Annotated in this window: 24 protein-coding genes and 3 pseudogenes; 14 read left to right on the top strand and 13 right to left on the bottom strand. The window is 60.9% G+C overall.

Annotation, left to right across the window (positions count from 1 at the left end; genetic code table 11):
• Positions 1-43: 43 nt before the first annotated feature.
• Positions 44-882 (bottom strand): annotated as a pseudogene (locus tag G7066_RS05570) (Ppx/GppA phosphatase family protein).
• A 264-nt stretch (positions 883-1146) separates the two neighbouring features.
• Here G7066_RS05570 and G7066_RS05565 point away from each other — a divergent pair.
• From G7066_RS05565 to G7066_RS05550, 4 genes are all read left to right on the top strand, one after another.
• Positions 1147-1584: a hypothetical protein gene (locus tag G7066_RS05565; protein ID WP_166329664.1), complete on the top strand. Its 438-nt coding sequence runs from the start codon at positions 1147-1149 to the stop codon at positions 1582-1584.
• Positions 1578-1811 (top strand): helix-turn-helix transcriptional regulator, encoded by a 234-nt coding sequence (locus tag G7066_RS05560; RefSeq protein ID WP_166329662.1) that lies wholly within the window; start codon positions 1578-1580, stop codon positions 1809-1811. Before G7066_RS05565 ends, G7066_RS05560 begins: the two co-directional genes overlap by 7 nt.
• On the top strand, positions 1808-2803 hold the full coding sequence (locus G7066_RS05555; RefSeq protein WP_166329660.1) for an NAD(P)-dependent alcohol dehydrogenase: 996 nt from the start codon (positions 1808-1810) through the stop codon (positions 2801-2803). The genes G7066_RS05560 and G7066_RS05555 overlap by 4 nt, the downstream gene beginning before the upstream one ends.
• A 164-nt stretch (positions 2804-2967) precedes the next feature.
• The gene (locus tag G7066_RS05550) at positions 2968-3375 is read left to right on the top strand and encodes an SHOCT domain-containing protein (RefSeq protein WP_166329658.1); all 408 of its coding nucleotides are present in this window, start codon (positions 2968-2970) and stop codon (positions 3373-3375) included.
• Positions 3376-3451: 76 nt separating this feature from the next.
• Here the strand turns inward: G7066_RS05550 and deoC are convergent, their stop codons facing one another.
• The 4 genes from deoC to G7066_RS05530 all read right to left on the bottom strand — a co-directional run bounded on the left by deoC (position 3452) and on the right by G7066_RS05530 (position 8653).
• The gene (gene deoC, locus G7066_RS05545) at positions 3452-4162 is read right to left on the bottom strand and encodes a deoxyribose-phosphate aldolase (protein ID WP_166329656.1); all 711 of its coding nucleotides are present in this window, start codon (positions 4160-4162) and stop codon (positions 3452-3454) included.
• 28 nt (positions 4163-4190) lie between these two features.
• Complete coding sequence (locus G7066_RS05540) at positions 4191-6806, bottom strand: DEAD/DEAH box helicase (RefSeq protein ID WP_166329654.1); 2616 nt, start codon at positions 6804-6806, stop codon at positions 4191-4193.
• Between the two features lie 70 nt (positions 6807-6876).
• Positions 6877-7938, bottom strand: coding sequence for a sensor histidine kinase (locus G7066_RS05535; protein WP_166329652.1), 1062 nt, complete (start codon positions 7936-7938; stop codon positions 6877-6879).
• Between the two features lie 28 nt (positions 7939-7966).
• Positions 7967-8653 (bottom strand): response regulator transcription factor, encoded by a 687-nt coding sequence (locus G7066_RS05530; protein WP_166329650.1) that lies wholly within the window; start codon positions 8651-8653, stop codon positions 7967-7969.
• A gap of 88 nt (positions 8654-8741) precedes the next feature.
• Here G7066_RS05530 and G7066_RS05525 point away from each other — a divergent pair, with 88 nt between their 5' ends.
• The 4 genes and pseudogenes from G7066_RS05525 (at position 8742) to G7066_RS05510 (ending at position 13475) form a co-directional block, all read left to right on the top strand.
• Entirely contained in the window at positions 8742-9386 is a 645-nt protein-coding gene (locus G7066_RS05525; RefSeq protein ID WP_205881535.1) for a M15 family metallopeptidase, read from the top strand.
• 41 nt (positions 9387-9427) lie between these two features.
• Positions 9428-10383: pseudogene (locus G7066_RS05520) on the top strand (oxidoreductase).
• Positions 10384-10543: 160 nt separating this feature from the next.
• Positions 10544-11737, top strand: a complete 1194-nt coding sequence (locus G7066_RS05515; RefSeq protein WP_166329648.1) for a winged helix DNA-binding domain-containing protein — start codon at positions 10544-10546, stop codon at positions 11735-11737.
• A gap of 4 nt (positions 11738-11741) precedes the next feature.
• Positions 11742-13475: a cation:proton antiporter gene (locus G7066_RS05510; RefSeq protein WP_166329646.1), complete on the top strand. Its 1734-nt coding sequence runs from the start codon at positions 11742-11744 to the stop codon at positions 13473-13475.
• A gap of 26 nt (positions 13476-13501) precedes the next feature.
• On the opposite strand, the gene G7066_RS05505 is transcribed toward G7066_RS05510, so the two are convergent.
• The gene (locus tag G7066_RS05505; RefSeq protein ID WP_166329644.1) at positions 13502-13993 is read right to left on the bottom strand and encodes an Lrp/AsnC family transcriptional regulator; all 492 of its coding nucleotides are present in this window, start codon (positions 13991-13993) and stop codon (positions 13502-13504) included.
• Between the two features lie 190 nt (positions 13994-14183).
• Here G7066_RS05505 and ald point away from each other — a divergent pair.
• Positions 14184-15310, top strand: a pseudogene (ald, locus tag G7066_RS05500) (alanine dehydrogenase).
• Between the two features lie 166 nt (positions 15311-15476).
• Positions 15477-15818: a hypothetical protein gene (locus G7066_RS05495; protein WP_166329642.1), complete on the top strand. Its 342-nt coding sequence runs from the start codon at positions 15477-15479 to the stop codon at positions 15816-15818.
• A gap of 131 nt (positions 15819-15949) precedes the next feature.
• On the opposite strand, the gene G7066_RS05490 is transcribed toward G7066_RS05495, so the two are convergent.
• From G7066_RS05490 to G7066_RS15815, 7 genes are all read right to left on the bottom strand, one after another.
• Positions 15950-17212 carry a pyridoxal phosphate-dependent aminotransferase gene (locus G7066_RS05490; RefSeq protein WP_166329640.1) on the bottom strand — a complete coding sequence of 421 codons (1263 nt, stop codon included), beginning with the start codon at positions 17210-17212 and terminating at the stop codon, positions 15950-15952.
• Between the two features lie 88 nt (positions 17213-17300).
• Positions 17301-18236: an FHA domain-containing protein gene (locus G7066_RS05485; RefSeq protein WP_166329638.1), complete on the bottom strand. Its 936-nt coding sequence runs from the start codon at positions 18234-18236 to the stop codon at positions 17301-17303.
• Between the two features lie 5 nt (positions 18237-18241).
• On the bottom strand, positions 18242-18487 hold the full coding sequence (locus tag G7066_RS05480) for a hypothetical protein (RefSeq protein ID WP_166329636.1): 246 nt from the start codon (positions 18485-18487) through the stop codon (positions 18242-18244).
• Positions 18488-18793: 306 nt separating this feature from the next.
• Complete coding sequence (locus G7066_RS15830; protein WP_244303314.1) at positions 18794-20170, bottom strand: DEAD/DEAH box helicase; 1377 nt, start codon at positions 20168-20170, stop codon at positions 18794-18796.
• The gene (locus G7066_RS15825; RefSeq protein ID WP_244303313.1) at positions 20128-20814 is read right to left on the bottom strand and encodes a hypothetical protein; all 687 of its coding nucleotides are present in this window, start codon (positions 20812-20814) and stop codon (positions 20128-20130) included. The genes G7066_RS15830 and G7066_RS15825 overlap by 43 nt, the downstream gene beginning before the upstream one ends.
• A gap of 2 nt (positions 20815-20816) precedes the next feature.
• Positions 20817-21671 carry a TM0106 family RecB-like putative nuclease gene (locus G7066_RS15820; RefSeq protein WP_244303312.1) on the bottom strand — a complete coding sequence of 285 codons (855 nt, stop codon included), beginning with the start codon at positions 21669-21671 and terminating at the stop codon, positions 20817-20819.
• A gap of 20 nt (positions 21672-21691) precedes the next feature.
• Positions 21692-22477, bottom strand: a complete 786-nt coding sequence (locus tag G7066_RS15815; RefSeq protein ID WP_244303311.1) for a hypothetical protein — start codon at positions 22475-22477, stop codon at positions 21692-21694.
• A gap of 166 nt (positions 22478-22643) precedes the next feature.
• Here G7066_RS15815 and G7066_RS05470 point away from each other — a divergent pair, with 166 nt between their 5' ends.
• The 4 genes from G7066_RS05470 to G7066_RS05455 are packed head-to-tail and all read left to right on the top strand — an operon-like array spanning position 22644 to position 25848.
• The gene (locus G7066_RS05470; RefSeq protein ID WP_166329634.1) at positions 22644-23456 is read left to right on the top strand and encodes an ABC transporter ATP-binding protein; all 813 of its coding nucleotides are present in this window, start codon (positions 22644-22646) and stop codon (positions 23454-23456) included.
• On the top strand, positions 23453-24148 hold the full coding sequence (locus tag G7066_RS05465; protein ID WP_166329632.1) for an ABC transporter permease: 696 nt from the start codon (positions 23453-23455) through the stop codon (positions 24146-24148). Before G7066_RS05470 ends, G7066_RS05465 begins: the two co-directional genes overlap by 4 nt.
• Positions 24145-24864, top strand: a complete 720-nt coding sequence (locus G7066_RS05460) for an ABC transporter permease (protein ID WP_166329630.1) — start codon at positions 24145-24147, stop codon at positions 24862-24864. The genes G7066_RS05465 and G7066_RS05460 overlap by 4 nt, the downstream gene beginning before the upstream one ends.
• 24 nt (positions 24865-24888) lie before the next feature.
• Positions 24889-25848 carry an ABC transporter substrate-binding protein gene (locus tag G7066_RS05455; RefSeq protein WP_166331925.1) on the top strand — a complete coding sequence of 320 codons (960 nt, stop codon included), beginning with the start codon at positions 24889-24891 and terminating at the stop codon, positions 25846-25848.
• Positions 25849-25853 lie beyond the last annotated feature (5 nt).

The raw sequence follows: 25853 nt of genomic DNA, 5'->3' as shown, positions 1-25853 counted from the left end.
GAATCGGAAATCTGTGGAGAAGTCGGGGCTGTGAGCGAAGGTCCTATCCCTCGACCGGCTCCGCTCCCCGACCGTCAAGAGCGTCGATATAGCGCAGCACGATCCCCTCGCGCAGCGCCCAGGGTGACACATTGAGGGTTTCAACCCCAAATACCTTCATCGCAGTGCGCAGCACAATAGCCCCCGCCAAGATCTGATACCCGCGCTCGGGCGTAATTCCAGGCAGAAATTCCCGCACCGATCCCTGCATCTGGCGCAGTGATGGCTCCCACTCCCGCAGACCCACGTAGTGCAACTGCGCAAGATCCCCGGTGATCGGATCGGGCGGACCACCCACGAGCCTCGCGAGCGATCGGATCGTCTTAGAGGTGCCGACAACTCGCTTCGGGCGCGGACGCTCAAGAAAGAACTCCTCACGCACGCGGGTGAATTCAGCGCGAGCATGCGCGCGCAGTTTCGACACCGCCTCATACGGCGGCGGATCCTCAACCAAGAAGTTAATGGTCGAACGCCCAGCGCCAAGCGGCAGCGACACCTGCACGTCGGGATACTCGTCAGCACCCTGCGCGATCTCAAACGAGCCGCCGCCGATATCAAACAGCAGCACTTCCCCGCTGACCAACCGAGCCATCGACGCACGGCGAGCATCGTGATCCTCGCCTCATCTTCCCCCGAGAGCACCTGCAACTGCACCCCGGTCTCGCGGGTGATCCGCGCGAGCACCTCCTCGCCATTCGAAGCTTCACGAATCGCACTGGTTGCTGTCGAGATCAGATCGTCAACGCCAATCTCGCGCGCCGTGCGCACGGATTCTTTTACCCCTTCGAGGATCAGCCGCACGCCCTCTTCAACGATCGCTCCATCCGAGTCGAGATAGCGCATCAGGCGCACAGTTGAGCGCTGCGAGTGGAACGGAATCGGGCTCGCCCCGGGGTGCGCGTCAACCACAAGCAGGTGGACAGTATTCGAGCCCACGTCAATCACTCCGAGTCGCATGAGGAAAGTCTATTGGGCTAAGCCCCGGCAACCCGCAAGCGCGGCAACGAGTTCGAACCCAACCACATTACGTAAAGAATTCTTGACATTTAACCGACGTCGACCTATTCTCAAAATGTCAAATATTCTTAACACCGAAAGGAGCGGTCCGTGGTCTACGCAGAACGCAATACCTGGTCGCAGCTCATTGCGACCGTCGCGGCGCTCGTCACCTACCTCACCATCATCGTCCCGCAACTCGGCACGACTGCTGTTGGCGATATCCAGTGGGCCTGGCCAATGATCGGAACCATAGTGGGGGCGATCCTGCTCTCAATTCTGCTGAGCATCATTTGGGGAATCCTCTCGGGTGCGCGTAGCCACGAAAAGCCCACACTCGATCAACGAGATCGTGATATCGAGCGGCTTGGCAGTCGTGTCGGTCAAGCGTTCCTCGTGCTGGGCGGGGTCGGCGGCATCGCACTCTCAATGCTGCAGATTGATTGGTTCTGGATCGGCAACACCCTCTACCTGGGATTCGCACTCTCCAGCCTGCTCGACGTCACAACCAGGGTCGTCTCGTACCGCAGGGGGCTGCCAGCATGGTGAGGCCCACTCAAGTCACAAACAGCATCCGCGATCTGCGTGCCACCCACGGAGATCTCACCCAAGCAGAGCTTGCTCGTCGCATCGGCGTCACTCGCCAAACACTGATCGCCATCGAAAAAGGGAGATACTCGCCCTCGCTCGAGCTCGCGTTCCAAATATCCCGCGTCTTCGGGGTTCCCCTTGATGACGTTTTCCAATACCCCTTCGATTCAGAGGAATCATCATGAGTCACCCAGCCGGAACCGCGTGGACCCAGCAGAAATATGGCGGCCCCGAAACACTCAGCACAGACACCCTCCCCATTTCAGAACCCGGTCCCGCAGAGGTCACGATTCAGGTCGAAGCGGCCGGTCTCAACGCAGCCGATGTGCACCTGATGCACGGCGAACCGCTCCTCCTGCGCCTCTTCTTTGGCCTGCGCCGCCCGCGCGCGAAGGTACCTGGTCGTGATGTCAGCGGAACGGTTCTTGCCGTCGGAAGCAGCGTGCATTCATTAGCTCCGGGAGACGCTGTGTTCGGAGAGATTCCGGGTGGTGCATTCGCGACACACGCCACCGTGCCCGCCGACCTCTTGGTTCGGCGACCCGCAGAGCTTTCCGCAACGACCGCGGCGAGCATTGCACTCGCGGGTGGAACGGCCGAGCAGGCGTTGACACTGGCCGGGGTCACGGCGGGCAACCGGGTGCTCGTGATCAGTGCGGGTGGTGTTGGAACGTTTGCGATCCAGCTCGCCGCCGCACGGGGTGCCGAGGTGTGGGCGCTGTGCGGATCGCGCGCACTCACACTCGCGCGCGAGTTGGGGGCTTCCCAAGCATTTGATTACAAGGCCGTCGACCCGGCCGCGGAATCACCCGAACTGCCCGCGGGGTCGTTTGACACAATTCTTGATATTGCGGGAGTTTCGCCGCTTCGTTCCCTTCGTCGGCTTCTCGCACCGGGAGGAACCCTCGTACTCGTTGCGGGAAACGGCGGGCGCGTGCTCGGGCCAATCGGACGCATACTTCGGGCGATGTTTCTCGGCGGTGGTGGCGGCGGGCGTCGCATTAAGCCCCTCGCCGCAACAACACAGCCCGAACTGAGTGCGAAGCTCGCACACAGTGTGGCGGAAAATGAGCTCAGGGTTGTCATTGAGCGTGAATGGCCGTTCCCGCAACTTCCCGCTGCGCTTTCGCACATGGCAGACGGTCACGCGGTGGGAAAACACGTCGTCACGATGTAGCGACTTATTTACCGTTTTAAGCGTCCATTATCAAGGCCCCACGGCAACTTTTCTCACAGTTGTATGCTGAGCCATGAGAGGTCGTCCTAGACCTCGGTGGTGAACTCAATACGCGGTACCGCTCATCCGAGGGCACCGCAACTATGGCAAAAAGGGGAACTGACATGTCTTTTTGGTCTTCTATCTGGGACGTAATCTGGTGGTTCCTGACGTTCTTCGTGTTCATTGCCTACTTGATGGCTCTGTTCTCAATCATCGCCGACCTCTTCCGTGATCGAAAGCTCAACGGATGGCTCAAGGCACTCTGGCTACTATTCCTCGTGTTCCTGCCCTTTATTACCGCCCTCGTGTACCTCATCGCCCGCGGTCGTGGCATGGGTGAACGGGCGGAACGCCAATCCCAGCAGGCTCGCGAGCAGGCTGACGCCTACATCAGAACCGTCGCAGCCGGTTCGTCAACACCCACCGATGAGATTGCTCGCGCCAAGGAGCTTCTCGACTCGGGCGCCATCACCCAGGCTGAGTTCGACTCGCTCAAGCAGGCTGCACTCAGCAAGGCAGCCGCCAGCTAGATACAGCCAAACTGCCCTGTAGCATCGATCTCAGAGTTGATGCTACAGGGCAGTTTTTGTGCTCGGCCCGAGGTCGCTAATACGTTCCCGAATCGAAAGAAGAGCCCGCCTCATTGAGGGTCGCTGGCGCATCCCATTCAGCGAGAATCGCCGCGGTGCCCGAGACCCCGAACCGTGTGGCGCCCGCCGCCCACAGTTCACGCACCGCAGTGGCGGTGCGGATCCCGCCCGATGCCTTCACCCCGAGCCTGTCACCGACCGTCACCGCCATCAAACGCACGGCATGCACGCTCGCTCCACCGGCAGGGTCAAAGCCCGTAGAAGTTTTTACGAAGTCGGCGCCAGCCGCCTCGGCCGCCCGGCAGGCACCCACAATTTCATCGTCACTCAGCGCCGCGGACTCGATGATCACCTTCAACACAAGGCCCTGGCAAGCTTCTCGCACCGCCCGAATTTCGGCTTCGACGTCGGCCCACCTACCCGCACGCACAAGTCCGCGGTTCACCACCATGTCAATCTCTTGGGCACCGTCGGCCACAGCCCTCACCGTCTCAGCCACTTTCACCTCAGTGTGATGGGCGCCAGAGGGGAATCCGACGACGGTCACAATCTCTGCGCCCTGTGCGTCTGCGGGCAGCAGCGCGGGGCTCACACAAACACGTACAACACCAATGTCAGCAGCCGTGACCAGAAAAGCGTCAAGCTCGGCAGGAGTTGTTCCCGGGGCCAGCAACGTGTGGTCTGCAATCTTCAAGAAGAGTTCAGCCGTGAGATTCTGCTGAGTCATGCACCCACCCTACTTATAAAACAGCCTGCTACTCATGAAATGGGCCGACACGCTCCACCCGAATCACGGGTTCACCTTCGGCTTCAGAAGCGTCGAGATCCACGATCCCTTCAATGCCCCAGTCGCGATCGCCCTCCGGGTCAAGCAGTACCTGACGGAAGCGCCATGTACCTGCGGCAAGCGCCTCCGCACCTCGATCGAGTTCGAGAAACCTAGACGCGCGCGCATCGGCGTCGGTAAGGATCTCGTCGTACTCGGTGAAGTATCCGGCGAGCGCGTCGCGCCAGCGGTCCTCATTAAAGGCACCGGGCCCGGTTGCGTGGGCGCTCTCAAGCTCGGCGAGCACGTCGTAGCGCTCGAACGCAGCTGCCTGCACTCGTCTGAAGAGCGCGTTGCGCAGCATCACCATGAATGCACGCTCGTTACTCAGCACGGAGCGCGCCGGCGGCGGCACGTCGATCCCACCGCCCGAGTGCGCGGCGCGGTGGGCCTCGGGGTCGGGGTTCGCCAGTTCTTCCCACTCGTCAATGAGGCTCGAGTCGACCTGCCGCACCAGCTCACCGAGCCAGTCGATGAGCTCTTCAAGTTCCGGTGTCTTCGCCTGCTCGGGCACCGTGCGCTCGATGGCCCGATATGCGTCACTGAGGTAACGCAGCACCCCACCCTCGGCGCGGCTGAGCTGGTAAAACGACACGAGATCCCGAAACCCGAACGCACGCTCGATCATGTCGCGCACTACCGATTTTGGTCTGAGTTCGTAATCGCGCGCCCACGGCACCTCCTTGAGGTACTCGTGGAACGCCTCATCGAGCAGTTCCTTCAGCGGCATGGGGTAGGTCACCGCTTCGAGCAGCTCCATGCGCTCGTCGTACTCGATCCCCTCGGACTTCATCGCGGCGACGGCCTCACCACGCGCCTTGTGTTCTTGGGCCCGCAGGATCGCGCGCGGATTCTCGAGGGTCGCCTCAATAATAGAGATCGCATCGAGCGGATAGCTGTCTGATTCGGGGTCAAGCAGTTCGATTGCGGCGAGCGCAAACGGCGAAAGCGGCTGGTTGAGCGCGAAGTTCGCTTGCAGTTCAACGGTCAATCCCAGTAGCCGGTGGCCCCTAGCGTCCTCGCGCACCTCCACGATGCCGCCATTGCGGAGCGTGCGGAAGATCTCGATTGCCGTGCGGGCGTGGGCAAACTGGGTGGCGCGCGGCTCGTGGCTGTCGAACACGAGCGTGCGCATGGTTTCGAGGGCCTCCCCCTCGCGCCGCTCGCCACGACCGATCACGCCGAGCACCATCGCGTGGGTGACCCGCATACGGCTGACGAGCGCCTCGGGCTGGGAAGCGACGATCTTGTCGAGCGTCGCTTCCGACCAGGCAACAAACCCCTGCGGTGCCGACTTCTTCTTGACCGGCTTCGCCTTTTTGCCGCCACCCGCTTTCGCCTCGGCTTTGGCGACGGCCTTTGCGTTTTCGATCTCGTGTTCGGGCGCGAGAGCAATCACATCACCCTCGGTGTCGAAGCCAGCGCGACCGGCACGACCGGCGATCTGGTGGAACTCACGGGCTGAAAGCCGCCTCATTTTCTCGCCGTCGAACTTAGTGAGGGCCGTGAGCACAACCGTGCGGATCGGCACGTTGATACCGACGCCGAGCGTGTCGGTGCCGCAGATGACCCGCAGCAACCCTCGCTGGGCAAGTTGTTCGACGAGGCGGCGGTAGCGCGGCAGCATACCCGCGTGGTGCACGCCGATGCCGGATCGCACGAGGCGTGACAGGGTACTGCCAAACCCGGTCGAGAACTTGAAGTCTCCAATTGCCTCAGCAATCTCGTCGCGGCCCGCGCGGTCAACAACGCGAATGCTGGCGAGAGCCTGCGCCTGCTCAATCGCGTGCGACTGATTGAAATGGACAAGATAGGCGGGGGTCTGCCGATCCTCAATAAGTTTCTCAACGACCTCGTGAGCAGGCGCAACCTGGTATTCAAAGTGCAGTGGCACTGGGCGTTCGACCCCCGTGACGAGCGCTGTGTCGCGGCCCGTACGACGGCTGAGATCGTCAGCGAGGTCGGTCACATCACCCAGCGTTGCCGACATGAGCAAAAACTGCGTGTTGTTCATGAGTAGCAGTGGCACCTGCCACGCCCAACCTCGGTCGGGCTCGGCGTAGAAGTGAAACTCGTCCATGACCACCTGGGTAATACCACCGGCGTCGCGATCCCGAATCGCGAGATTCGCAAGAATCTCGGCGGTGCAGCACAGGATCGGGGCGTCTGGATTGATCGAGGTGTCCCCCGTCACCATGCCGACACGCTCTGCGCCGAACACGTCGACGAGATCGAAGAACTTTTCGCTGACGAGAGCCTTGATGGGAGCGGTGTAGACAGTGCGCTGCCCCGCCGCGACGGCGATGAAGTGGGCTCCGAGAGCCACGAGCGACTTGCCTGTGCCGGTGGGCGTCGCGAGGATCACGTTGCTGCCGAGCGCGATGCCGAGGATCGCCTCTTCCTGCGCGGGGTAGAGCCGCAGGGCCTTCTCTTCCCAGGCCCACTCTTCGAACGCGGCAAACACGTCGTCAGCGTTAACGCTGCCCCCACCAAATGATTGATCGTCAAGCAGCTGGCCGAGGTTCACGCGTTCTCCGTTGTTCATATCCCTACAACCGTACTCGGTGCGGGTTGATCGCGGTGATTCGCTCGCCAGCTAGGCTCACTCATAGAGTTCAAGTCCCTGGCAATTCCACAACAACGACAAGCCCGCCCGCATTGCGAGGCGTGATGTGTAATGCGCCATCGTGTGCCTGCACAACGCTGTTCACAATCGCGAGGCCGAGCCCAACTCCGGCCTGATTACGGTGAATGCGATTGGTACCGCGCTGAAACGGTTCCGTGAGCGTAGCCACCAGCTCGGGCGGCATAACGTCTCCGGTGTTCTCTACGGCCACAAAAACCGAAGACTCCCGCACACCCGTGGTAATCCAGGTATGCCCTCCCTCGGAAAGGTTGTGCACGATCGCGTTGTGCACGAGGTTGGTAATAACCTGCAGCAGTAGAGCCGGGGATCCGCTGCACACCGCCGACTCCCCAGAAATGTGAAGCGCGACACCGCGCTTCTCAGCGAGCGGAAGCAGCGTTTCGACCGCTTCGTCGACCATCAGCGGGAGACCCACCTGTTCTCGGTCAAAGGTGCGTTGGTCTGCCCGGCTGAGCAACAACAACGCCTCAGTCAGCGCGATGGCCCGCGCGTTGACCGTGTGCAGTCGCTCAATATCTGCTCGCACATCTCGTTCGGGATCTTTGCGAGCCACATCCAGAATCGTTCGCGAAATGGCGAGTGGCGTGCGCAACTCGTGCGAGGCATTCGCTGCAAATCGACGCTGCTCGCCGACCTGAGATTCGAGCCTCGCGAGCATCGCGTCAAAGGCATCAGCAAGCTCACGGAACTCATCTTCGTGCCCCTCGAGCTGGATCCGGTGCGACAGCGACCCCGCTGCGGCCAGGCGTGTTGCCGCGGTGATCCTATTCAGTGGAGCAAGCATACGACCCGCAAGAAGCCAGCCGCCACCCAAACCACACACCAACAGTGCAAACAGCGCCCAACCGGCACGGGGAACAAACTCCTTCAGCAGATCGTCACGCCCAGGAGAGAAGTGCCCGCTCTGAGCGTAGACAGCCTCGGGTGGCACATAACGCAACAGAAACACCCAAACAACCGCGAGCAGCAACACCCCAGCAAGCATGAGAAACCCGGCGTAGCTGAGGGTGAGCTTCAGTCGTACGCTCATGCCGGGCTCTCGTAGAGAGCGGGTTTCGCTAGTCGGCATTTGAGTCCGTATCCGACCCGGTGTCGATGCGGTACCCCACACCCGCGACGGTTGCGATAAGCCAGGGTTCGCCGAGGCGCTTCCGCAACCCCGAAACCGTGATCCTCACCGCGTTTGTAAATGGATCGGCATTTTCGTCCCACGCCCGCTCCAGCAACTCTTCGGCGCTGATTACGCCGCCATCAGCAGCGACCAACACTTCAAGAACGGCAAACTGCTTTCGGGTGAGGGCGACATACCGGCCGTCTCGAAACACCTCACGGCGAAACGGATCAACCTTCAACCCAACGATTTCACGCACGGGCGGGCGGTTGTGTGCTCGACGCCTGTCGAGCGCGCGCAACCGCAGCACGAGTTCTTGTAGCTCAAACGGTTTCGTCAGGTAGTCGTCGGCGCCGAGTTCAAAGCCAGAGGCCTTGTCGTCGATTCTGTCGGCGGCCGTCAACATAAGGATCGGCATGCCACTCCCCGACGCCACGATCCGCTTCGCAATCTCGTCACCAGAGGGGCCCGGAACGTCTCGATCCAACACCGCAATGTCGTAGTCATTGATGCTCAGCAGTTCAAGAGCGGTGTCACCGTCACCCGCAATGTCGGCCGCAATCGCCTCAAGACGCAGACCGTCGCGAATTGCCTCGGCCATAAAGGGCTCGTCTTCGACGATTAACACGCGCATGAGTTCGATCCTACGTCGCCCTACATATCGTCAATGTATCGAAAGCCGCATACGCCCGGGCAACAGCTCAGGGAGTTGGGTTGAGGGTATGAATGGCACAACTCATCAAATTCCCCGGTCAGCCGCCGTCGTTCTGATAGGTGCCGCGAGCCTTGTCGCGGTCATTGCGATTGTGCTCGTGACGCTACTACTCAAGCCCTTCGCTTCACAAGCTTCGGGACAGCAGGACATGAATATGGCTCCGGGCGTGGTGTTGTCTGCATTAGACAGTAGGAATGAGTCGCAGAGCAGCGATCCCGAGTCACAGGGTAAGCTCCCGAACAAGACAACCGCCTTCGGCGATCACTTCCCGGGAATCGTGAATTTGGATCCCGACCTGCTGCACGCACTGCGCCAGGCGAGCACGGCGGCGAACGCTGAAGGTGTCGATGTGTTTGTGAACAGCGGCTGGCGATCAAAGGAATATCAGGCTCAGCTCTATCGCGAAGCAGCGGCCAAGTACGGTTCTGAAGAGGAGGCTTCGCGCTGGGTCGCGACACCCGAGGTTTCTTCCCATGTCTCCGGTCGCGCAGTTGACCTCGGTGGCGTGGATGCTACCGCGTGGTTCTCGCAGTTTGGTGCGTCGTATGGGCTATGCCAGACCTACGAAAATGAACCCTGGCACTACGAGCTGAGGCCCGAAGCCGCGACGGAAGGGTGCCCCGCGATGTCAACCGACGCAACAATGCACTGACCGGAGTCTTGAGCGGGCCGAACATCCCTAGACTGAATCGCATGGCCGATCCATTTCTCTTCCGCCCCATAACCATCCGAAACCTTGAGATTCGCAACCGAGTGTGGGTTGCACCCATGTGTCAGTACTCCGCTGTAGACGGTGTTGTTAGCGACTGGCACCTGCAGCATCTCGGTGGGCTGGCACGCGGTGGCGCCGGCCTTGTGACCATGGAGGCGACCGGAGTTGTGCCTGAGGGCGCATTAGCCCGCAGTGCCCCGGCATTTGGAGTGAGGATCAACTCGCCCCACTCCGTCGGATCGTTGAGATTGTGCACTCGCACGGCGCGAAGATCGGGATCCAGCTCGCGCATGCGGGCCGCAAGGGATCGACCTACCCGAGTCTGCCGGGCCAGCCTTCGGGGTCAGTGCCGGTCGAAGAAGGCGGCTGGGAAACTGTCGCACCCTCCGCGATCCCTTTCGGCGATTATGCAACACCGCGCGCCCTTGAAACGTCTGAGTTACCCGAGCTTGTGAGCGCATTTGCCGCGGGGGCTGATCGAGCGGTAAGCGTCGGGTTTGACCTGGTCGAGATTCACGCGGCGCACGGTTACCTGCTGCACGAGTTCTTGTCACCGCTTTCAAACAAACGAACCGATGGTTACGGTGGAGACCTTGCTGGGCGATCCCGCTTGCTGTTGGAGGTGGTGAGTGCGATTCGTTCGAACCACCCAGAGCTGCCGATTTCGGTGCGAATCTCGGCGACTGACTGGGTTGAGGGTGGGTTCACGGTCGAAGAAGCAACCGAGCTTTCCGAGCTGCTCGCCGAGGCTGGCGCTGACTTTGTGAGTGTGTCATCCGCAGCGAACGTGCCCAACGCTCCGATCCCGGTTGGGCCTTCATACCAGGTTGGCCTCGCGGCTGCCGTGCGACGCGGGTCGCTTCCCGTTGGTGCGGTTGGGCTCATTACCACTTCTGCACAAGCCGAGGGATCTTGGCAACGGGTCAAGCCGATGTGATCCTGCTTGCCCGGCCGTTGCTCACAAATCCGCATTTGCCGATCAGCTGGGCCCATGAGTTGCGCGCTCCCGTTGCTTCGTCGCTGGTGCCAGCGCAGTACGCACGCGCGAGGTTCTAGATTCGGGCAGCAAGGTCGGAGGTCGAGAATACACTGGGCGCATGAACGCGACGATCAATCAAGACGAACTGCTGCGGCTAAGGATGCGGGCTCAGGGGTTGCAGGGTGCGGGCGCGGCACCGGGTGTGGACGCTGCCGTTGCGACCGGCCCAGAGAGGATCGCCGCGACTGCATCGCGCATGCTCGCGATGCAGGGCCAAGACTGGCGATCATCGCGGTGGGCACTCGGAGTTCGCAGCCCTGGAACAACTGTTGCTGACGTCTACGCTGCGTTTAACAAGAGGCTTATCGTTCGATCGTGGCCCATGCGCGGAACCATCCACGTTGTAGCCGCCGAAGACATTGGATGGATGCAGTCTCTGACCAACCACCGAGTACTGGCGAGTGCTCCCAAACGACGTGATTTTCTCGGCATCACTGATGCGCTGCTCGATCGACTGGTCGAGACGTCGCTCGCTGCGCTCGCCAACGACAACTCCCTTGATAGAGACGAACTCTCGACGACTTGGACCGAGGCCGGCATCGAGTGGCAGAGCGCCTGGAGGTACCACTTGATCTGGTGGCTCTGCCAAAACGGTCTCGCAGTGTTCGGGCCACAGCAGGGCGACAGCGAACCCAGGCTGGTACTCGCTGAAGATTGGATCCAACATCCTCGATCTCTCGGCGGCGATGACGCCCTTGCAGAGCTCGCCACCCGCTATGCCGCTGCTCGAGGACCAATTCGGCGCAAAGATCTCGCGTGGTGGAGTGGGCTGACGCTTCGCGAAACCGACCGCAGTTTGGCTCTCGCTGAGGAATTGGGACGGCTTGTGTCGGTCTCGCTGGCAGATAACACTGACACGCTATGGGTCGATCCCGAGTTGCTCGACAGTCCTGACGAGCCGCTCTCCGGGCATTCGTCCGCTCTTTCCGGCTTGCACTTGCTCCCTGCCTTTGACGAACATCTCCTGGGATACACCAATCGAGACGCGCAGATTGCGCCCGAATACTTTGAACACATTGTGCCCGGCAAAAACGGCATGTTCCTAGCGACAGTTGTAGATGATGGTCGTGTGGTCGGTACTTGGAAACACGACACACGAAAACGAGGAACCGTGAATCTTTCTCCTTTCCCCGGCGAACGATTCGACATCGCTGCCGCTCTCCCCGAGTTCGAGCGTTGGGCGCAATTTTATGGATTTGCAGATATTCCGCTGACTCTCGCAGCCCAGCACTGCGACGACCCCGTAGGCTAAATCCATGGAACTGGGGCTCATCGCGGTATTGGGCGTGATTGTGCTGGTGGGCGCGTCAATTCTCGGCGGAAGAATCGGCATTGCAGCACCGCTTCTGCTTGTGGTGCTGGGAATCGGGGCGGGTTATCTGCCCTTCGTACCAATAGTAGAGATCGACCCCGAGATCATCTTGCTGGGTGTGCTACCGCCACTGCTCTACGCCGCCGCGGTGAACGTGCCGCTCGTTGATTTCAGGCGCAATCTTCGCCCCGTCGTGGGTCTCTCAGTGCTGCTCGTGATCATTTCTGCGGTGGTCATCGGCTGGGTTGTTCACACCGTCATTCCCGACATTCCTTTTCCCATCGCGGTGGCCCTTGGAGCCGTCGTAAGCCCGACAGACGCGGTCGCGGCGACCTCGATCGGTAAGCGGCTCGGCATGCCAGACCGTGTGGTCTCGATTCTTGAGGGCGAAAGCCTCGTTAATGACGCGACCTCGCTGGTACTTCTCAAAACAGCGCTCGCGGCTGTTGCCGGGAGCTTCGCCTTTTGGAACGCCACGGGCACGTTTGCCTACTCTGTCGCTGCCGCGATTCTTGTCGGATTTGTTATGGGTCTGGTCACGGTGTGGATGCGTTCAAAACTGCGCAATCCCGTCTTTGACACGATGATCTCGTTTGTGGTGCCCTTCGTCGCGTTCATTCCTGCGGAGGCGATAGATGCTTCGGGAGTTCTTGCGGTAGTCGTTACAGGGCTCTATACGGGGCACCACGCCTCTCGCAGATTCAGCGCAACCGCTCGCATGAATGAGCGGCTGAACTGGCGCACCATTCAGTTCATCCTTGAAAATGGCGTGTTCCTGATCATGGGATTGCAGTTGCACACGCTCGTCAGTCAGGTTGGAGACAGTCCTCTGCGACTAGAGCACGTTGGCCTTATCGTGCTACTGGTCGTGGCAGTTCTCATCATCTGCCGCGCGGCGTTTATGGTGCCGATGCTCTTTTCAATGCGAGGCACCTCACGAGTCTATGAGCAACGCAGCAACGGATTCTCCGAAATCGCAAAGCGCGTGCGCGACGAGGCAAATCCGAGCACTCGAAAACTTCGCAAGCTTGAACTACTCGCCCAGCGTTCGAAAGCCGATCTCGTTCACGAGCGCCAGCAGCGGCTGGGTTGGCGCGAGGGCGCGGCGCTCTCTTGGAGTGGCATGCGCGGTGTGGTGACGCTCGCTGCAGCTCAATCTATTCCAACCGCTGTTCCTTTCAGAGCGCACCTGATTCTGGTCGCCTTTGGTGTGGCCGTTGTGACGCTGCTACTGCACGGGCTCTCCCTGCCGCCGCTCATTCGCAGACTCTGGCCCAAGGGCACCAACTCGGGGCCGAGCGCGGGCGAGTTGGCCTCGCTCAGCAAGGACCTCATCGAGGCCGGCAACGAGGCGATCGACGACGCGGTCGCGAATCAAGAGAAATCGAAAGAGCTTGATCCAGCGTCTACCGAGGCAGTTGATCGAGCCCGGGCGAGTGCACGTAACGCTCTCGCGCCGATCGCACTTGCGCTCCCTGAAACAGGTCAGGTGATGATCCCGAGCGAGGAGACCCCCGCACAAAGCTATCTGCGTTACGCACGACTCGCCCTTGAAGCGCAACGAAACGCGCTGCTCGAAGAGCGGGCTATTGGTCAGTACAGTTCTGAAGCCCTGCGCACCGCGGAGCTCGCACTTGACGCCCACGAGACACGGCTCATGCCGCCCTCGTTGCACTAGGAGTGACCCAGGCCGCCCCCTGCTCGCTAATTCTCAGCGCGAACCGGGTTCAGATGGTGACTAAAGACGATGCTGGTGCGTGTCGATGACACAGCAGGGTGAGCGGAGAGATTCTCCATCACAAAATCACGCACGTGATCTGAGTCGCGCGCCGCAAGATGAATGATGAAGTCTTCGACACCGCCCAAAAAGAACAGCTGCATGACCTCGGGCAGGGCACGAAGTTCGTTACTCATCTCTGCGATGCGCTGACGGGCGCCAGAGCGAACCGTGACGCTCACGAGCACCTGAAGTTCGAGTCCCATTGCCCTCGGATCGACCGTCGCGGTGAACCCAGTGATGATGCGGCGGGAAACCAAGTTGCGCACTCGAGCAATACAGGTGGACGCGGCAACCCCAACTCGGTCAGCAAGCTCCGCGTTGGTAATGCGACCATTCGTCTGCAGTTCCTCAATAATCTTGCGGTCGATTTCATCGAGTTCGACGTCGAGGCGCAGATTCTTCGAAGCTTCGGACACCAAAACCCACCTTCCGCTTGCATTCAATTCACAATTTAGACGAATTCCGAAGAGAATTCACCTTTTCACCACGGAATACGAATATACTGCACAATCAGTACGTTCTCTCGCGCGCAACATCGATTACGCTGTTGGTGTCGCGAGCTAACGCTCGACCATCCACATTCCGCGACTTCGTTTGGAGCACAACATGCGCGTCGGTATTCCCACCGAAATTAAGAACAATGAAAACCGCGTGGCCATCACGCAGGCCGGCGTCTACGAGCTCGCTCGCCGCGGCCACGAGGTTCTCGTCCAGGCCGGTGCCGGTCTCGGATCCGCCATCACCGACGCCGAGTACATTGCTGCAGGCGCAAAGATTGTTGAGGGTGCAGACGACGTGTGGGCACAGGCCGACATGATCCTCAAGGTCAAGGAGCCCATCGCGGCTGAGTACAGCAAGATGCGCAAGGATCAGGTGCTCTTCACCTACCTGCACCTCGCTGCTTCACGCGAGTGCACCGACGCCGTGATCAACTCGGGCACCACCGCTATTGCGTACGAGACCGTGCAGTTGCCTAGCCGCGGCCTGCCCCTGCTCGCCCCATGTCTGAGGTCGCAGGACGTCTTTCAGTGCAGGTTGGCGCTTACAGCCTCATGAAGGCTAACGGTGGCCGTGGCATTCTGCTCGGCGGCGTCACCGCAACCCGTCGCGGCAAGGTTGTTGTCATCGGTGGCGGCGCTGCCGGCGAGCAGGCTGCCCGTATTGCCTACGGCATGGGTGCAGAGGTCACCGTGATCGACATTTTCATCCCCCGCCTGAAGCAGCTGGAGGACGAGTTCAACGGTCGCATCCAGACCCGCACCTCGAATGCACACAACATCACCGAGGCCCTCAAAGAAGCCGACCTGGTCATCGGCTCCGTCCTGATCCCGGGCGAGAAGGCTCCGAAGCTCGTCACCGACGAGATGGTTGCCCAGATGAAGCCGGGCTCTGTGCTCGTCGACATCGCGATCGACCAGGGTGGCTGCTTCGAGAACTCGCGCCCCACCACGCACGACGATCCCACCTTCGAGGTACACAACTCGATCTACTACTGCGTGGCCAACATGCCCGGTGCGGTCCCCGAGACCTCAACCGCAGCGCTCACCAACGCAACGCTCCCCTACGTCGTCGCACTCGCTGACAAGGGCTGGGTTGCAGCGCTGAAGGCTGATCCTTCGCTCGCAAAGGGCCTCAATGCCCACGCTGGTGTTATCACCAATGCCGGCGTTGAGCAGGCATTCCCCGACCTCGCATCGTCGACCGTCGAAGAAGTTCTCGCAGCCCAGGCGTAACACGCCGCGCATGCAGCCTTCGCGTTCGTGCAGCACCTAAGCTGTAATGCATGGATTTGAAGTTTAGTTTCGGAGGGGCTTCACCCGATCATCATCACGATGAGCAGGGTGGGGCCCTTCGGGCATTCCGCTCCCGTTTTCGGTCGCGCCGGCCTCCTCGAGTAGTGTGCTTGAGATTCAGGTGCGATGCACCGAGTCTGCGGTGTTTGCCGAAGCACTGTCGGGTGACGGGGTCACCTACGGCCGGGCCGAGGTCGAAGAATCAGCTCGGGATCCGCGCGCGCTTGCGCGTGCCGTGCAGTCAGCGGTGGCGCGTGTTGTGGCGGAGCTGGAGGGTCCACTTGCGGATTCTGTGACGGCGATTGTGCTGCAGCTCGGCGGGGCAGAGCAGCACGTTGCTGATGCGCTTGGGTTTGAGGCGGCTCAGGATCATGCGCTCGCGCTGACCACTGAGGCGTTCCAGCGCCGAACCGGCATCGCCAGTGGGAGGCCCGTGCGGGTGGCATAGGTTGACTCTGTTTCGCGTACTGAATCTCGGCAATGAGCACTCAGCCAGTAACAAGAAGACTGAGACTACCGGAACATCTCACTGGCTCCAGACCTTACCAATCGCAGGGTCCCCGTACGTGACCGGTTTCATTACCCGGCGTTCTGAAACCGAATGATCCGTTCAAGCGCCTCCACGACCGCCGACTCGCCCGCGGCGTACGAGAGACGAACCGCACGGGTGCCCGCGACGGGATCAAAATCAACACCGGGCACGATAGCGACGTTCGCTTGCTCAAGGAGCGCTCGCGCGTAGTCAACCGAATTGCTGAACCGTTCGAGCTGCGGGCCAAGCTCGGAGTAGTAGTAAAACGCACCGTCTGAGGGTGCAGCGGTTCCCCACTGCAGTTCGGGGGCCGCCGCCAGAATGAGTTCACGCGCCCGAGCAAAATTCGCAACGATGCCGTCGCGCTCAGCGTAAGTTTCGGGAGTAAACGCGGTGAGGGCAAGCTCTTGTGCAGGCGCCGGTGGCGACAGCGCAAAGTTCGAGGCCAACGCCTCCATCGGGGCAAGCAAATCTGGCGGCAAGATCGCCCAACCAAGCCGCCAGCCGGTCATGCCCCAGTACTTCGAAAACGAGTTGATGACGATAGCTTCGGGTTCGGCCGAGAGCACGCTGACCCCGCGAGGATCAGGTGATCCCGGTGCAGGAAAAGTGATCCCGTGATAAATCTCGTCACTGATGAGCCGCACGCCGCCTCTGCGGCACCACGCCGCGAGCCGAGCGAGTTCTCCGCGCTGCAGCATGGTGCCCGTTGGGTTGGCTGGGGACGCGATGATGAGCCCTGCCAGGGAGCCGTGCTGCTCTACCGCGGCGTCGAGAAGCTCGCGCGTCGGCTGGTAGCGGGTTTCAGGTCCGGTCGGGATCTCAACGACCTGCACCCCCAACGCCGTCAAAATATTGCGGTAGGCCGGGTAGCCGGGACTCGCAAGGGCGACGCGATCACCCGGATCAAACGCCGCGAGGAACACCAGCTGGAATGCCCCCGAGGATCCGGTCGTCACCGCAACCGCCGCGGGATCAACCTCGAGATCGTACCAGTCACGGTAGTGACCCGCGATGGCCTCGCGCAACGGCATAGTGCCGAGCGGCCCCGTGTAGCCGGCCGGCTTGAGCGTGCCGGGCACCGGCCTCGCGCTCGGTTCGCCCGCGCACAACGAAACGACGTCGTGACCGCCCGCACGCCGTCGAGCGATCTCGTCAGTGATCCGCATCACCTCGAAGGCCGGTATGTGAGAACGTTTCGAAGGCATAGGCACAGTCACCCCCTCTCGAACATCCGATCCCGAGTTTGCACCGAGGAGCGGCAGCGTTCCGGATGGAGGGGTTTTGAAAGGACCGCCTGCTTTTGCCATACCCCCACGCTAGCCGGAATCGCGGGCGTTCGTCGAGGCAATGACTCACGGCAGGTCAACGGAAACAATTCGGCGCGATACCCACAGACTAGGCACCGCGCCAAACAGCAGCTTCGCCGTTACTCCTCGTCCTCTTCACGATGGATCTTTCTGGGAGGTTGAGGGCGCTGATGCGACCATTCCCCGCCGGCTCTGCCCCAAACGGTCGGCCATGATCGGCATACTCCTCCCGAAAGAAGGCAATACGCCAATCCCCAATTCCGATTCTGGCGCCGTTGCGAAGAAGCACACCACCCTCGGCTCCCTTTGCCGTGGTGTGTTTGGGATCAATGCCGGTGCTTGCCGGACCGTGTGCGATCAGCACGTACTCGTCCTCGGGTGTGTGCCGAATCTCTGCGTGTATCAACCTCGCGCCAGGAAGCACCAGGTCCGCTTCTTGCGCGGAACCGATCGTCGTAACTTTCTTGGTGAGGTCGCAGACGCTCGGAGCTGAGCCATTCCAACGGTCGGAGTCGAGCACGTAGGCAAGACGGGGATGCCCAGCCCCGTAACCATAGTTCGTGGTGGTGACGGTCCTCACGATATTTCTTCCGAACGTGGGCAGTATCGGACTGAGGGTCAATGGCGGGATCAAAGACGACACTGTATCTCTTTGGCTTCGGGATGCTCCATTTCCAAGCAACGAGGTGAGCTTAATCCCAGGACCAAACTCTATGTGTCGACTCCGCAACAACATGCGTTGCACCAGAGGACTTTGCAGATCCCCAAGCCGAACCACCATTCCGTCAGGCCCCTCAACGGATACGGTTGTTCCCCGAGATGCGAGTACTTCGGCGAACGCACGCAAGATCGTTTGATTCTTGACACCGCTCTGCATGAACACCTCTGGGCTGTCACAGTTCAAGACGATGTCAGTTCCGGCAGCTTGGATGGTACCCGTCACACGCTTAACGTCTTGGCCGTCAGCCTCGGGCAGTGTGACCTCGAAGCTCACATCGACATCGAATCTGGTAGAGGCAGCCACTTGACTCACCCCTCTGTATGATCATCGCTGGTCGTGATGCGCACGGTGCCGTTGAACTTCCATACAGCGCGCGGCGCATCTGGACCGATGTCCCGAGGCACCTCAACAGTCATATCGTCAAACGAGTAATTCACCATGGCGTGACGTCCCGTAAGATACGACCACATTTCCTGGCCCAGGTCAGCCCAGTCCCGAATGCTTCGCACTTCTTCCGATGCCTGGCTCTGTCCGCTTTGATCTTGATCCGACATGTCTTTCTCCTTTGGCTGAGTGCTCCGGAGACTGCGTTCGCGTTCCCCGTGAAGAGCGAAGTTGACTCTGTGTCACAACATATACCCGCTCCGCACAAACTATCTAGCCTTGCGCAACACCGAAGGTCTCTGCAAGAATCACGGCTGCGCCCGCACCCTAGCGAGCATCGCGACAACGACACCCCGGTCACAAACGCGGCAAACGGCGTGGACGACCTTGTGACCGTAGCGGGGTACATAAGCCAAGAAAGACCGTCGACCGCTCAGTGAATCTTCGAACTCAGTGAAACTGGTGAAGTCATTGACTCAGTGCATGAGTTCAGGGGTAACTTCTGAGTGCGCACCGCGCTCCGTGAGTCGCAGGTAGCCAGAAAGCGCTGCAACTCCCTCTGCGCTGCTGGGCAGCCCATCGCCCAGCAGCGCAGAGGAGACCAGGTGCGCAGCCCACTGGGCCCGGCTGATCGCGACGTTCAGACGGTTACGCAGCAGGAGAAATTCGAGCCCACGTGGCACATCTTCTGCACTCGAGGCCGCAAGCGTCACGATGGCCACAGCTGCTTCCTGCCCCTGGAACTTATCGACCGTGCCAACACGAATCTCGTCGAGACCGGCCCCGGCGAGCGCCTGAGCAACGCACTCAACCTGCGCATTGTAGGCCGCCACAACAATGAGGTCGTTTTGGGTAAGGGAGCGAGGATCTCGCCCCGCCTCTGTCAGCTCGCCAAGCAGCATACGGTTCGCGAGCCTCACAACCACGGCAGCCTCTTCAGGGGAACTGGTCGAGTTTCCAGTGTGCATAACGGGGTGCCAGGTGAGACCGGGCAGCCCGGCACTCGCCACAGATCGTCGAGTGGTGGTCGGGTGCGCCCGCAGGCGCCCCTCGTAGGCAAGCTCTGAAACCACCTCGGTGAGTTCCGGCCGCATGCGACGCGTCTCGGCTAAAAAAACGCCTAGCTCATCGGGCATCGTTTCGTGTTCGCCAAGCAACCAGGCAAGCGCAGAGGTATCAACCGGTTCGGGATGTGACCCCTGCGACACCTGTGGCAACTGCTGCGGATCCCCCAACAGCAAAAGCCGTTGCGCTGAGACGGAAGCGGCGATGGTCGGTGCCAGGGAGAACTGGCCCGCTTCGTCAATTACCAACAGATCAAGCTCTCGACGAGCAACGCGGCTGTGATTGGCGAAGTCCCAAGCGGTTCCGCCAATCACACATCCGTGTTGTTCTGCCACCCGTTCCTGCAGGAACACGCTGTGCCCGTTCTTGCGCAGCACCGAATATGGGGGCGTCGACGCACCTTCAGCGAGTGCGCCCCCCTGCGGCACCTTCGCGACGCAACGCGGGGAGAGCCCAGCGGCAACCACACCCTCAAGCACGTGCTCAACGACCCGGTGCGACTGAGCGACAACCCCAATACGCCAACCATAATCTTGAGCCAATCGTTTGATCACCCGCGTGGCGAGGTAAGTCTTGCCCGTTCCGGGTGGCCCCTGCACCGCCAAATAGCTGCGATCGAGCCTCAGCACCGCCTCAGTGACTGCGGTGATTGGATCATCATCCGCCGCCACAATGGTGCCGAGCGCGCTCGACTCCCCCGCGTTTGCCGTGGCGAGTCTGGGTGGAGTGCGTCGAATCAGGTCAATCACGGGGTCGCGTGGGTACTTCCCCTGATCAAGCGCAGCCACGAGATCTTGGCCCCACTCTTCAATCGCGCTTCGCTGAGCTCCGGCTGGCGGAGGCGGACCCGGCACCAGCGCAATCGGCATTTCGGCGTAGCGCTCGGCCCCGCGGGAAGAACCTCCTCAACGGTGACACCATCGTCGTGACGATCGATAATCGTGACCCGGCGGGCCCCTCGAGCGCCCGGCGCTGCTCCGGGTTGCGGGAACGGTGAGGGGTAGTCGTAGAGCAGAAACGCATCCGTGCCGACCTTAAGACTGCTGCCCGGAGCAATATCGCCGCGCAGCCGGATCCGTCGCCGCTCCGCGCGGGCTCTGCTGGGGAGAAACCAGTCGGCCAGCACAGCGCTCGAGCGCACATCAACAATCAATACGTCTCTCGTATCCGCCCAGTCTTCGACGGGATCAACAATGCGAGCGAAGTGCGCCCACCAAAACGATTTCTGCTCGCGCTGGTGATAGTCGATAGCGCTCGCAGCGAGTGCGGCGGTGGTGCGGTCGCAAGAACTACGCGCGCGGGCCGCGTGTGTGGTGAGTGAAACCGCAATGGAACTCAGATTCAATTCTGGCGTCTCAGAGTTCTGAACGACCTGGGTCGGATACGGCGCGATCTGATGTTCAGCGGCGAGCGACAGGAGCCAGTCTCGCAACCTCAGTGTAGAGACGCAATCGTAGCGGTTGTAATCGGCAATCGCCTCGAGTCTGCGCTGCCCTCGGCGCGCTCTGCGGCTTCTTCGCGCGCGAGCAAGGCGCTAGCGTCGGCGTACTCAGTCACTGACTGGGCAGCGCTTGTCACGCCATCTTCGTCTCGAAGTGCCGCGCCCATGTAGAGCGGTTCAAGTTTCTTGATCGAGTAGGAGCGGGATCCGACGCGCAGCGCTCGACGAACGATCGGGTACAGGTCGACAAGCACATGCTCACGCAGCAGTTCATCGACTTCGGCCTCACCAACGCCGTGACGTGCGGCGATGCTGAGCAGGTGGGTGCGTTCATATGCGGCGTAATGATAGATCCGCATATCCGGGTACTGAGTTCGACGGCGGCGCACAAACGCCAAGAAGTCGATAAGCGCCTGCTTTTCTGCCTCCAGCGTATGAGCCCAGAAGGTTGTGAAGTGCTCATCCGTATCGACCATGCCAAAGAGGTAGTCAAGCCCCCAGCGCGCCGAGCCGTCTTCGCCGGGCTCCCTATAGAGCGGATCTCCCTCGAAATCGAAAAATATGTCGCCGGGGTTCGGCTGTGGGATCGCCGCAAGCGACTCGGGATCGAACACACGCACAGGCGGTTTCTTGCCGGGAGCTGCCTCAAGTTGAAGCGAAGCCTGCTCACTCGCACGTTCAAGCACCTGCGCACTGAGACCGGGAAGCTCAAGGCTTCCTGCTTCAGTGAGTGACGCAACACGCTCAATGGAGTTGTATCCCGCGGCAATCAGTGCATCTCGTTGTGCCCTGCTGAGACCCGCGATCAGCAGCGGATCCCGCGCACGCTCAATCTCTGGCTCACACACCTCGCATCGGCCACAAGCGGTTACCCCTGGGGCACCCCAGGCAATCGGAGCGGCGCTCGCACGCGTGCCGTCTCGGCCGACCGCCCCGCTCGTTCCAACAGAATGGTGTGCAGTCGCTCACGGCGACGCCGAAACACTGGTGCGATGTCAAGAAGTCGGTGCCGCGACTGAGCGTCGTCCCCGAGAATGAGCATCGCCTCGGGTGCTGCAGGAACCCCCATCCGTTCCAGTTGCTCGGCATATGCCGCAAGCTGCATGAGCGCTGTGACCCTGGCACGTCGCGCAAGCTTGGTGTCTTGCACCTCATAGTCGCCGTTCGGCAAGCGACGGAGAAAATCCGCAAACCCGACAAAAGCAATTGCGGGATCCCCCTTCGCCTTCTCAGCTGGCCTCTGCTCCGGATCATAAAACGTCGCTTGAAATACGACGTCCGCCCCTCCGCGCAGTGCCAACTCCGTTTGCCGCGAAGCCTCAAAAAGCTCGGCTTCAACTCTCGAATCGACCTGAGGGATCTCAACAACCCCACCCGCGCTCCCAAGGCTCCCCAAACCAAGTTCTTCTCGGTACCGTTGAAGCACCCGGTCTTCGTGAACCCCGCCCAGTTCAGCCGCGCGCCTCAGCATAGGGTCGTCATCAGCAGGAACCTCAACGTCACGACCCAACTTGGCGTCAACCCGACGCAGCAGGGCGAACTCACACGCGCTCGCGCTCGTCAAGTCGCTCGCACTCGTCACAAGCTTGATGTCGCCATCGCCGCCAGTTCCGTGGCTACCAGCGGCGTTGCCGCTGCGCTTCTGAATGAACATGCGCGATCCTCGATTCTGACAGCGGGGTTGCCGTTACTCCCAGCCTAGATCTGACCTCGGACATTCTGGGTTGTCAAGCAGTATCAACCAACTCTGCCACGTCTGGGGGCTCCGCGAACGCTAGGGTTAAACGGACGATCATCGAAAACCAACCCGGAGGTGTGGCGTGATCGAGTTTGAGCATGTGTCGAAGACATACGATGATGGTTCCGAAGCCGTCGGCGACTTCTCGGCGGCCATCCCCTCACACAAGACCGTGGTGTTTGTTGGCTCCTCAGGGTCAGGTAAGACCACGCTGCTGCGAATGGTGAACCGCATGGTCACCCCGTCGACCGGCAGGATTCTCATCGATGGCGAGGACGTTCGCAACACGCACCCGGTGCAACTCAGACGCTCAATTGGGTATGTGCTTCAACAGGGTGGGCTCATGCCCCACCGAACCGTGCTCGACAATGTTGCCACCGTTCCCGTGTTGCAGGGAACGCCGAAGCGCGAGGCCCGAACCGAGGCAACAGCGCTCCTCGAGCGGGTGGGCCTCGATCCCACGCTCGGAAAGCGTTATCCATCACAGCTTTCAGGCGGTCAACAACAGCGGGTGGGCGTAGCGCGGGCCCTCGCGGCGAACCCCAACATCCTTTTGATGGATGAACCTTTTGGCGCGGTGGATCCGATTGTGCGTCGAGAGTTGCAGCGCGAGTTGATTCGGATTCAGGCTGAGCTCGGGAAGACCATCGTGTTTGTGACCCACGATATTGATGAGGCTTTTCTGCTCGGCGACGAGGTTGTTGTGATGCGGGATCGAGGGCGCATCGCGCAACGGGGTACTCCCGCCGAAATTATGGCCGCGCCCGCAGACGACTTCGTACGTGAATTCATCGGGGCAGATCGCGCTGAGCGTCAGCTCAGCACCGTCGAGCGCGGCGGCAAGCGCATCGCGGTCGATGCCCAAGGGCGCGCCGTCGGGGTGATAAACCCGTGAATTGGTTCTTCGAGAACTGGTCTCGAGTGGCCGAGCTGGCGGTCGATCACTTGCGGCTGAGCCTCCCCGCGATCCTCTTCGCAGTCCTGATCGCAGTACCGCTTGGTCGACTCGCATTTCAGCGACCCCGTATCGGTGGCCCGCTTCTCTCGGCGACGGCTCTCGCCTACGCTATTCCAGCTTTGCCGCTCCTCATTATCATTCCGGTCGTCTTGGGCATCCCCCTTCGCTCCTGGCAAAACATGGTAATCATGCTCACGATCTACGGGGTTGCTCTACTCGTGCGTTCCGCTGCAGACGCGTTCGCGTCGGTTGATCCCGGCGTGCGGGCAGCCGCCATCGCGGTGGGGTACTCGGCGCCGAGTCTGTTCTGGCGGGTCGACCTACCACTCGCGCTCCCCGTGCTCATCTCGGGAGTTCGGGTGGTGGCCGTCTCTACGATCAGCCTGGTCACCCTCGGAGCGCTCATTGGGGTGTCGAGTCTCGGCACACTCCTCACTGATGGATTTCAGCGTGGGATCGCCGCGGAGGTGTGGAGCGGAGTAATCACAACTGTGGCCCTTGCTCTGCTGATCGACGGACTCATTCTGCTGGCGGGTCGTTGGCTCTCCCCCTGGGCGCGACGGCATTCGTCGGCCCGAAGCCAGGGATTTGCGGCCTCAACTGGCACGGATCAGCGGGTGAGCTCGTGAACCTACTCGCAGACACACTCAACTGGATCCTCGCCCCTGAACATTGGACAGGCCCAGGAGGGATCCCAACTCGCGTGTTGCAACACCTCGCGATCACGGCACTCGCCGTTCTCCTGGCTTCCACGGTTTCGCTTCCGGTGGGTGTCCTCATCGGGCATTCCCGTCGTGGAGCGGGGATCGTTGGCGGCTTCACAGGTGCGGCGCGAGCCCTGCCCACTCTCGGGCTGTTGACCCTTCTCGGTTTGGCATTGGGGATCGGTCTCGCTGCACCCCTCATTGCGCTCGTGGTTCTCGCGGTCCCGTCGCTGCTCGCGGGTGCCTATTCGGGTGTGCAAGCGATCGATCCAACGCTTCCCGAGGCGGCGCGAGCCATTGGTTTGAGCCCGACCCAGGTCATCCTGCGTGTTGAAGTTCCGCTTGCTCTGCCGGTAATAGTCGGTGGCCTCCGTGCCGCGACACTGCAGGTTGTTTCGACCGCAACACTCGCTGCTTACACAGCAGACTTTGGACTGGGCCGTTATCTCTTCACGGGGCTGAAAACAAGGGATTACCCCCAGATGCTCGCGGGCGCGATACTGGTGCTCGTGCTCACCCTCACCTTGGAAGGTGCGCTCGCCTACTGCCAGAGACTTGCACGGCGCGTGCGCAGTCCCGGCAGCCCAAGAACGCACGACCGCAAGACCAGCAGTAAAGGCGTGACCGAACCGGCACGCTAATCCCAGACCATGCATCTCACCCCGATGGAAGGACCTTTGACCGTGCTTCACTCCACCCAAAAACGCTCACGCCTCGTCTCCGCTGCTTGCGCAGCGCTTGCCGTTACCGGGGCGCTTTTACTCTCCTCCTGCGGATCAAGCGAGCCGTTGGATTCAGCACCCGGCAACGCTTCTGCCGATCGTGACACCATCGTGATCGGTTCGCAAGACTACTACTCGAACGAGATCATCGCCGAGATTTACGCGCAGGCGCTCGAAGTCGACGACTACTCGGTTGACCGCCAGTTCAGGATCGGCCAGCGCGAGGTTTATTTGCCCGAGATCGAGGCGGGCAAGATCGATCTCTTCCCCGAGTACACCGGCAACCTGTTGCAGTTTTGGGAGCCCGACACCACGGCACGCCTCTCGGACGACGTTTACTCAGCGCTGACAAAGGCCACGCCAAAGGGTCTCCGCGTGCTTGACCAGTCCCCTGCCACCGACCAAGACAGCTATACAGTCACGCAAGACTTTGCTGACAAGTGGAAACTGAAGACAGTGGCAGACCTTTCAAACGTGGCGAGCCCACTCACGCTCGGGGCAAACTCCGAAGCCGAGTCACGCCCCTACGGCCCCAAAGGCCTTGCAGACGTTTACGGCATCAAGGATGTCGGGTTCACCCCCATCGAAGACAGCGGCGGACCACTCACCGTCAAAGCGCTCAAAGACGATTCGATTCAACTCGCCATCATTTACACTGCCGACCCAACTCTCAGCGACAACAAACTGGTTTCACTCAAAGACACCAAGGGAGTGTTTCTTGCGTCTCACGTGGTGCCACTCGCGAGCGACCGTGTCGATGAGAAAGCCGCCGAGATTATCAACAAGATCAGCGCCGCGATGAGCCCCGAAGACCTCATTGCGCTCAATGCGGCGAGCGTGAACGACGAAGAGTCTGCCTCGAAGATTGCTCAGAAGTGGCTCAGCGACAACAAGCTGGTCTAGACCTG

It is taken from the genome of Leucobacter coleopterorum, from assembly GCF_011382985.1.
Classification (GTDB): Bacteria; Actinomycetota; Actinomycetes; order Actinomycetales; family Microbacteriaceae; genus Leucobacter; species Leucobacter coleopterorum.
The sequence above is the reverse complement of the archived record's forward strand: the minus strand, read 5'-3'. Positions and strand labels throughout refer to the sequence as shown.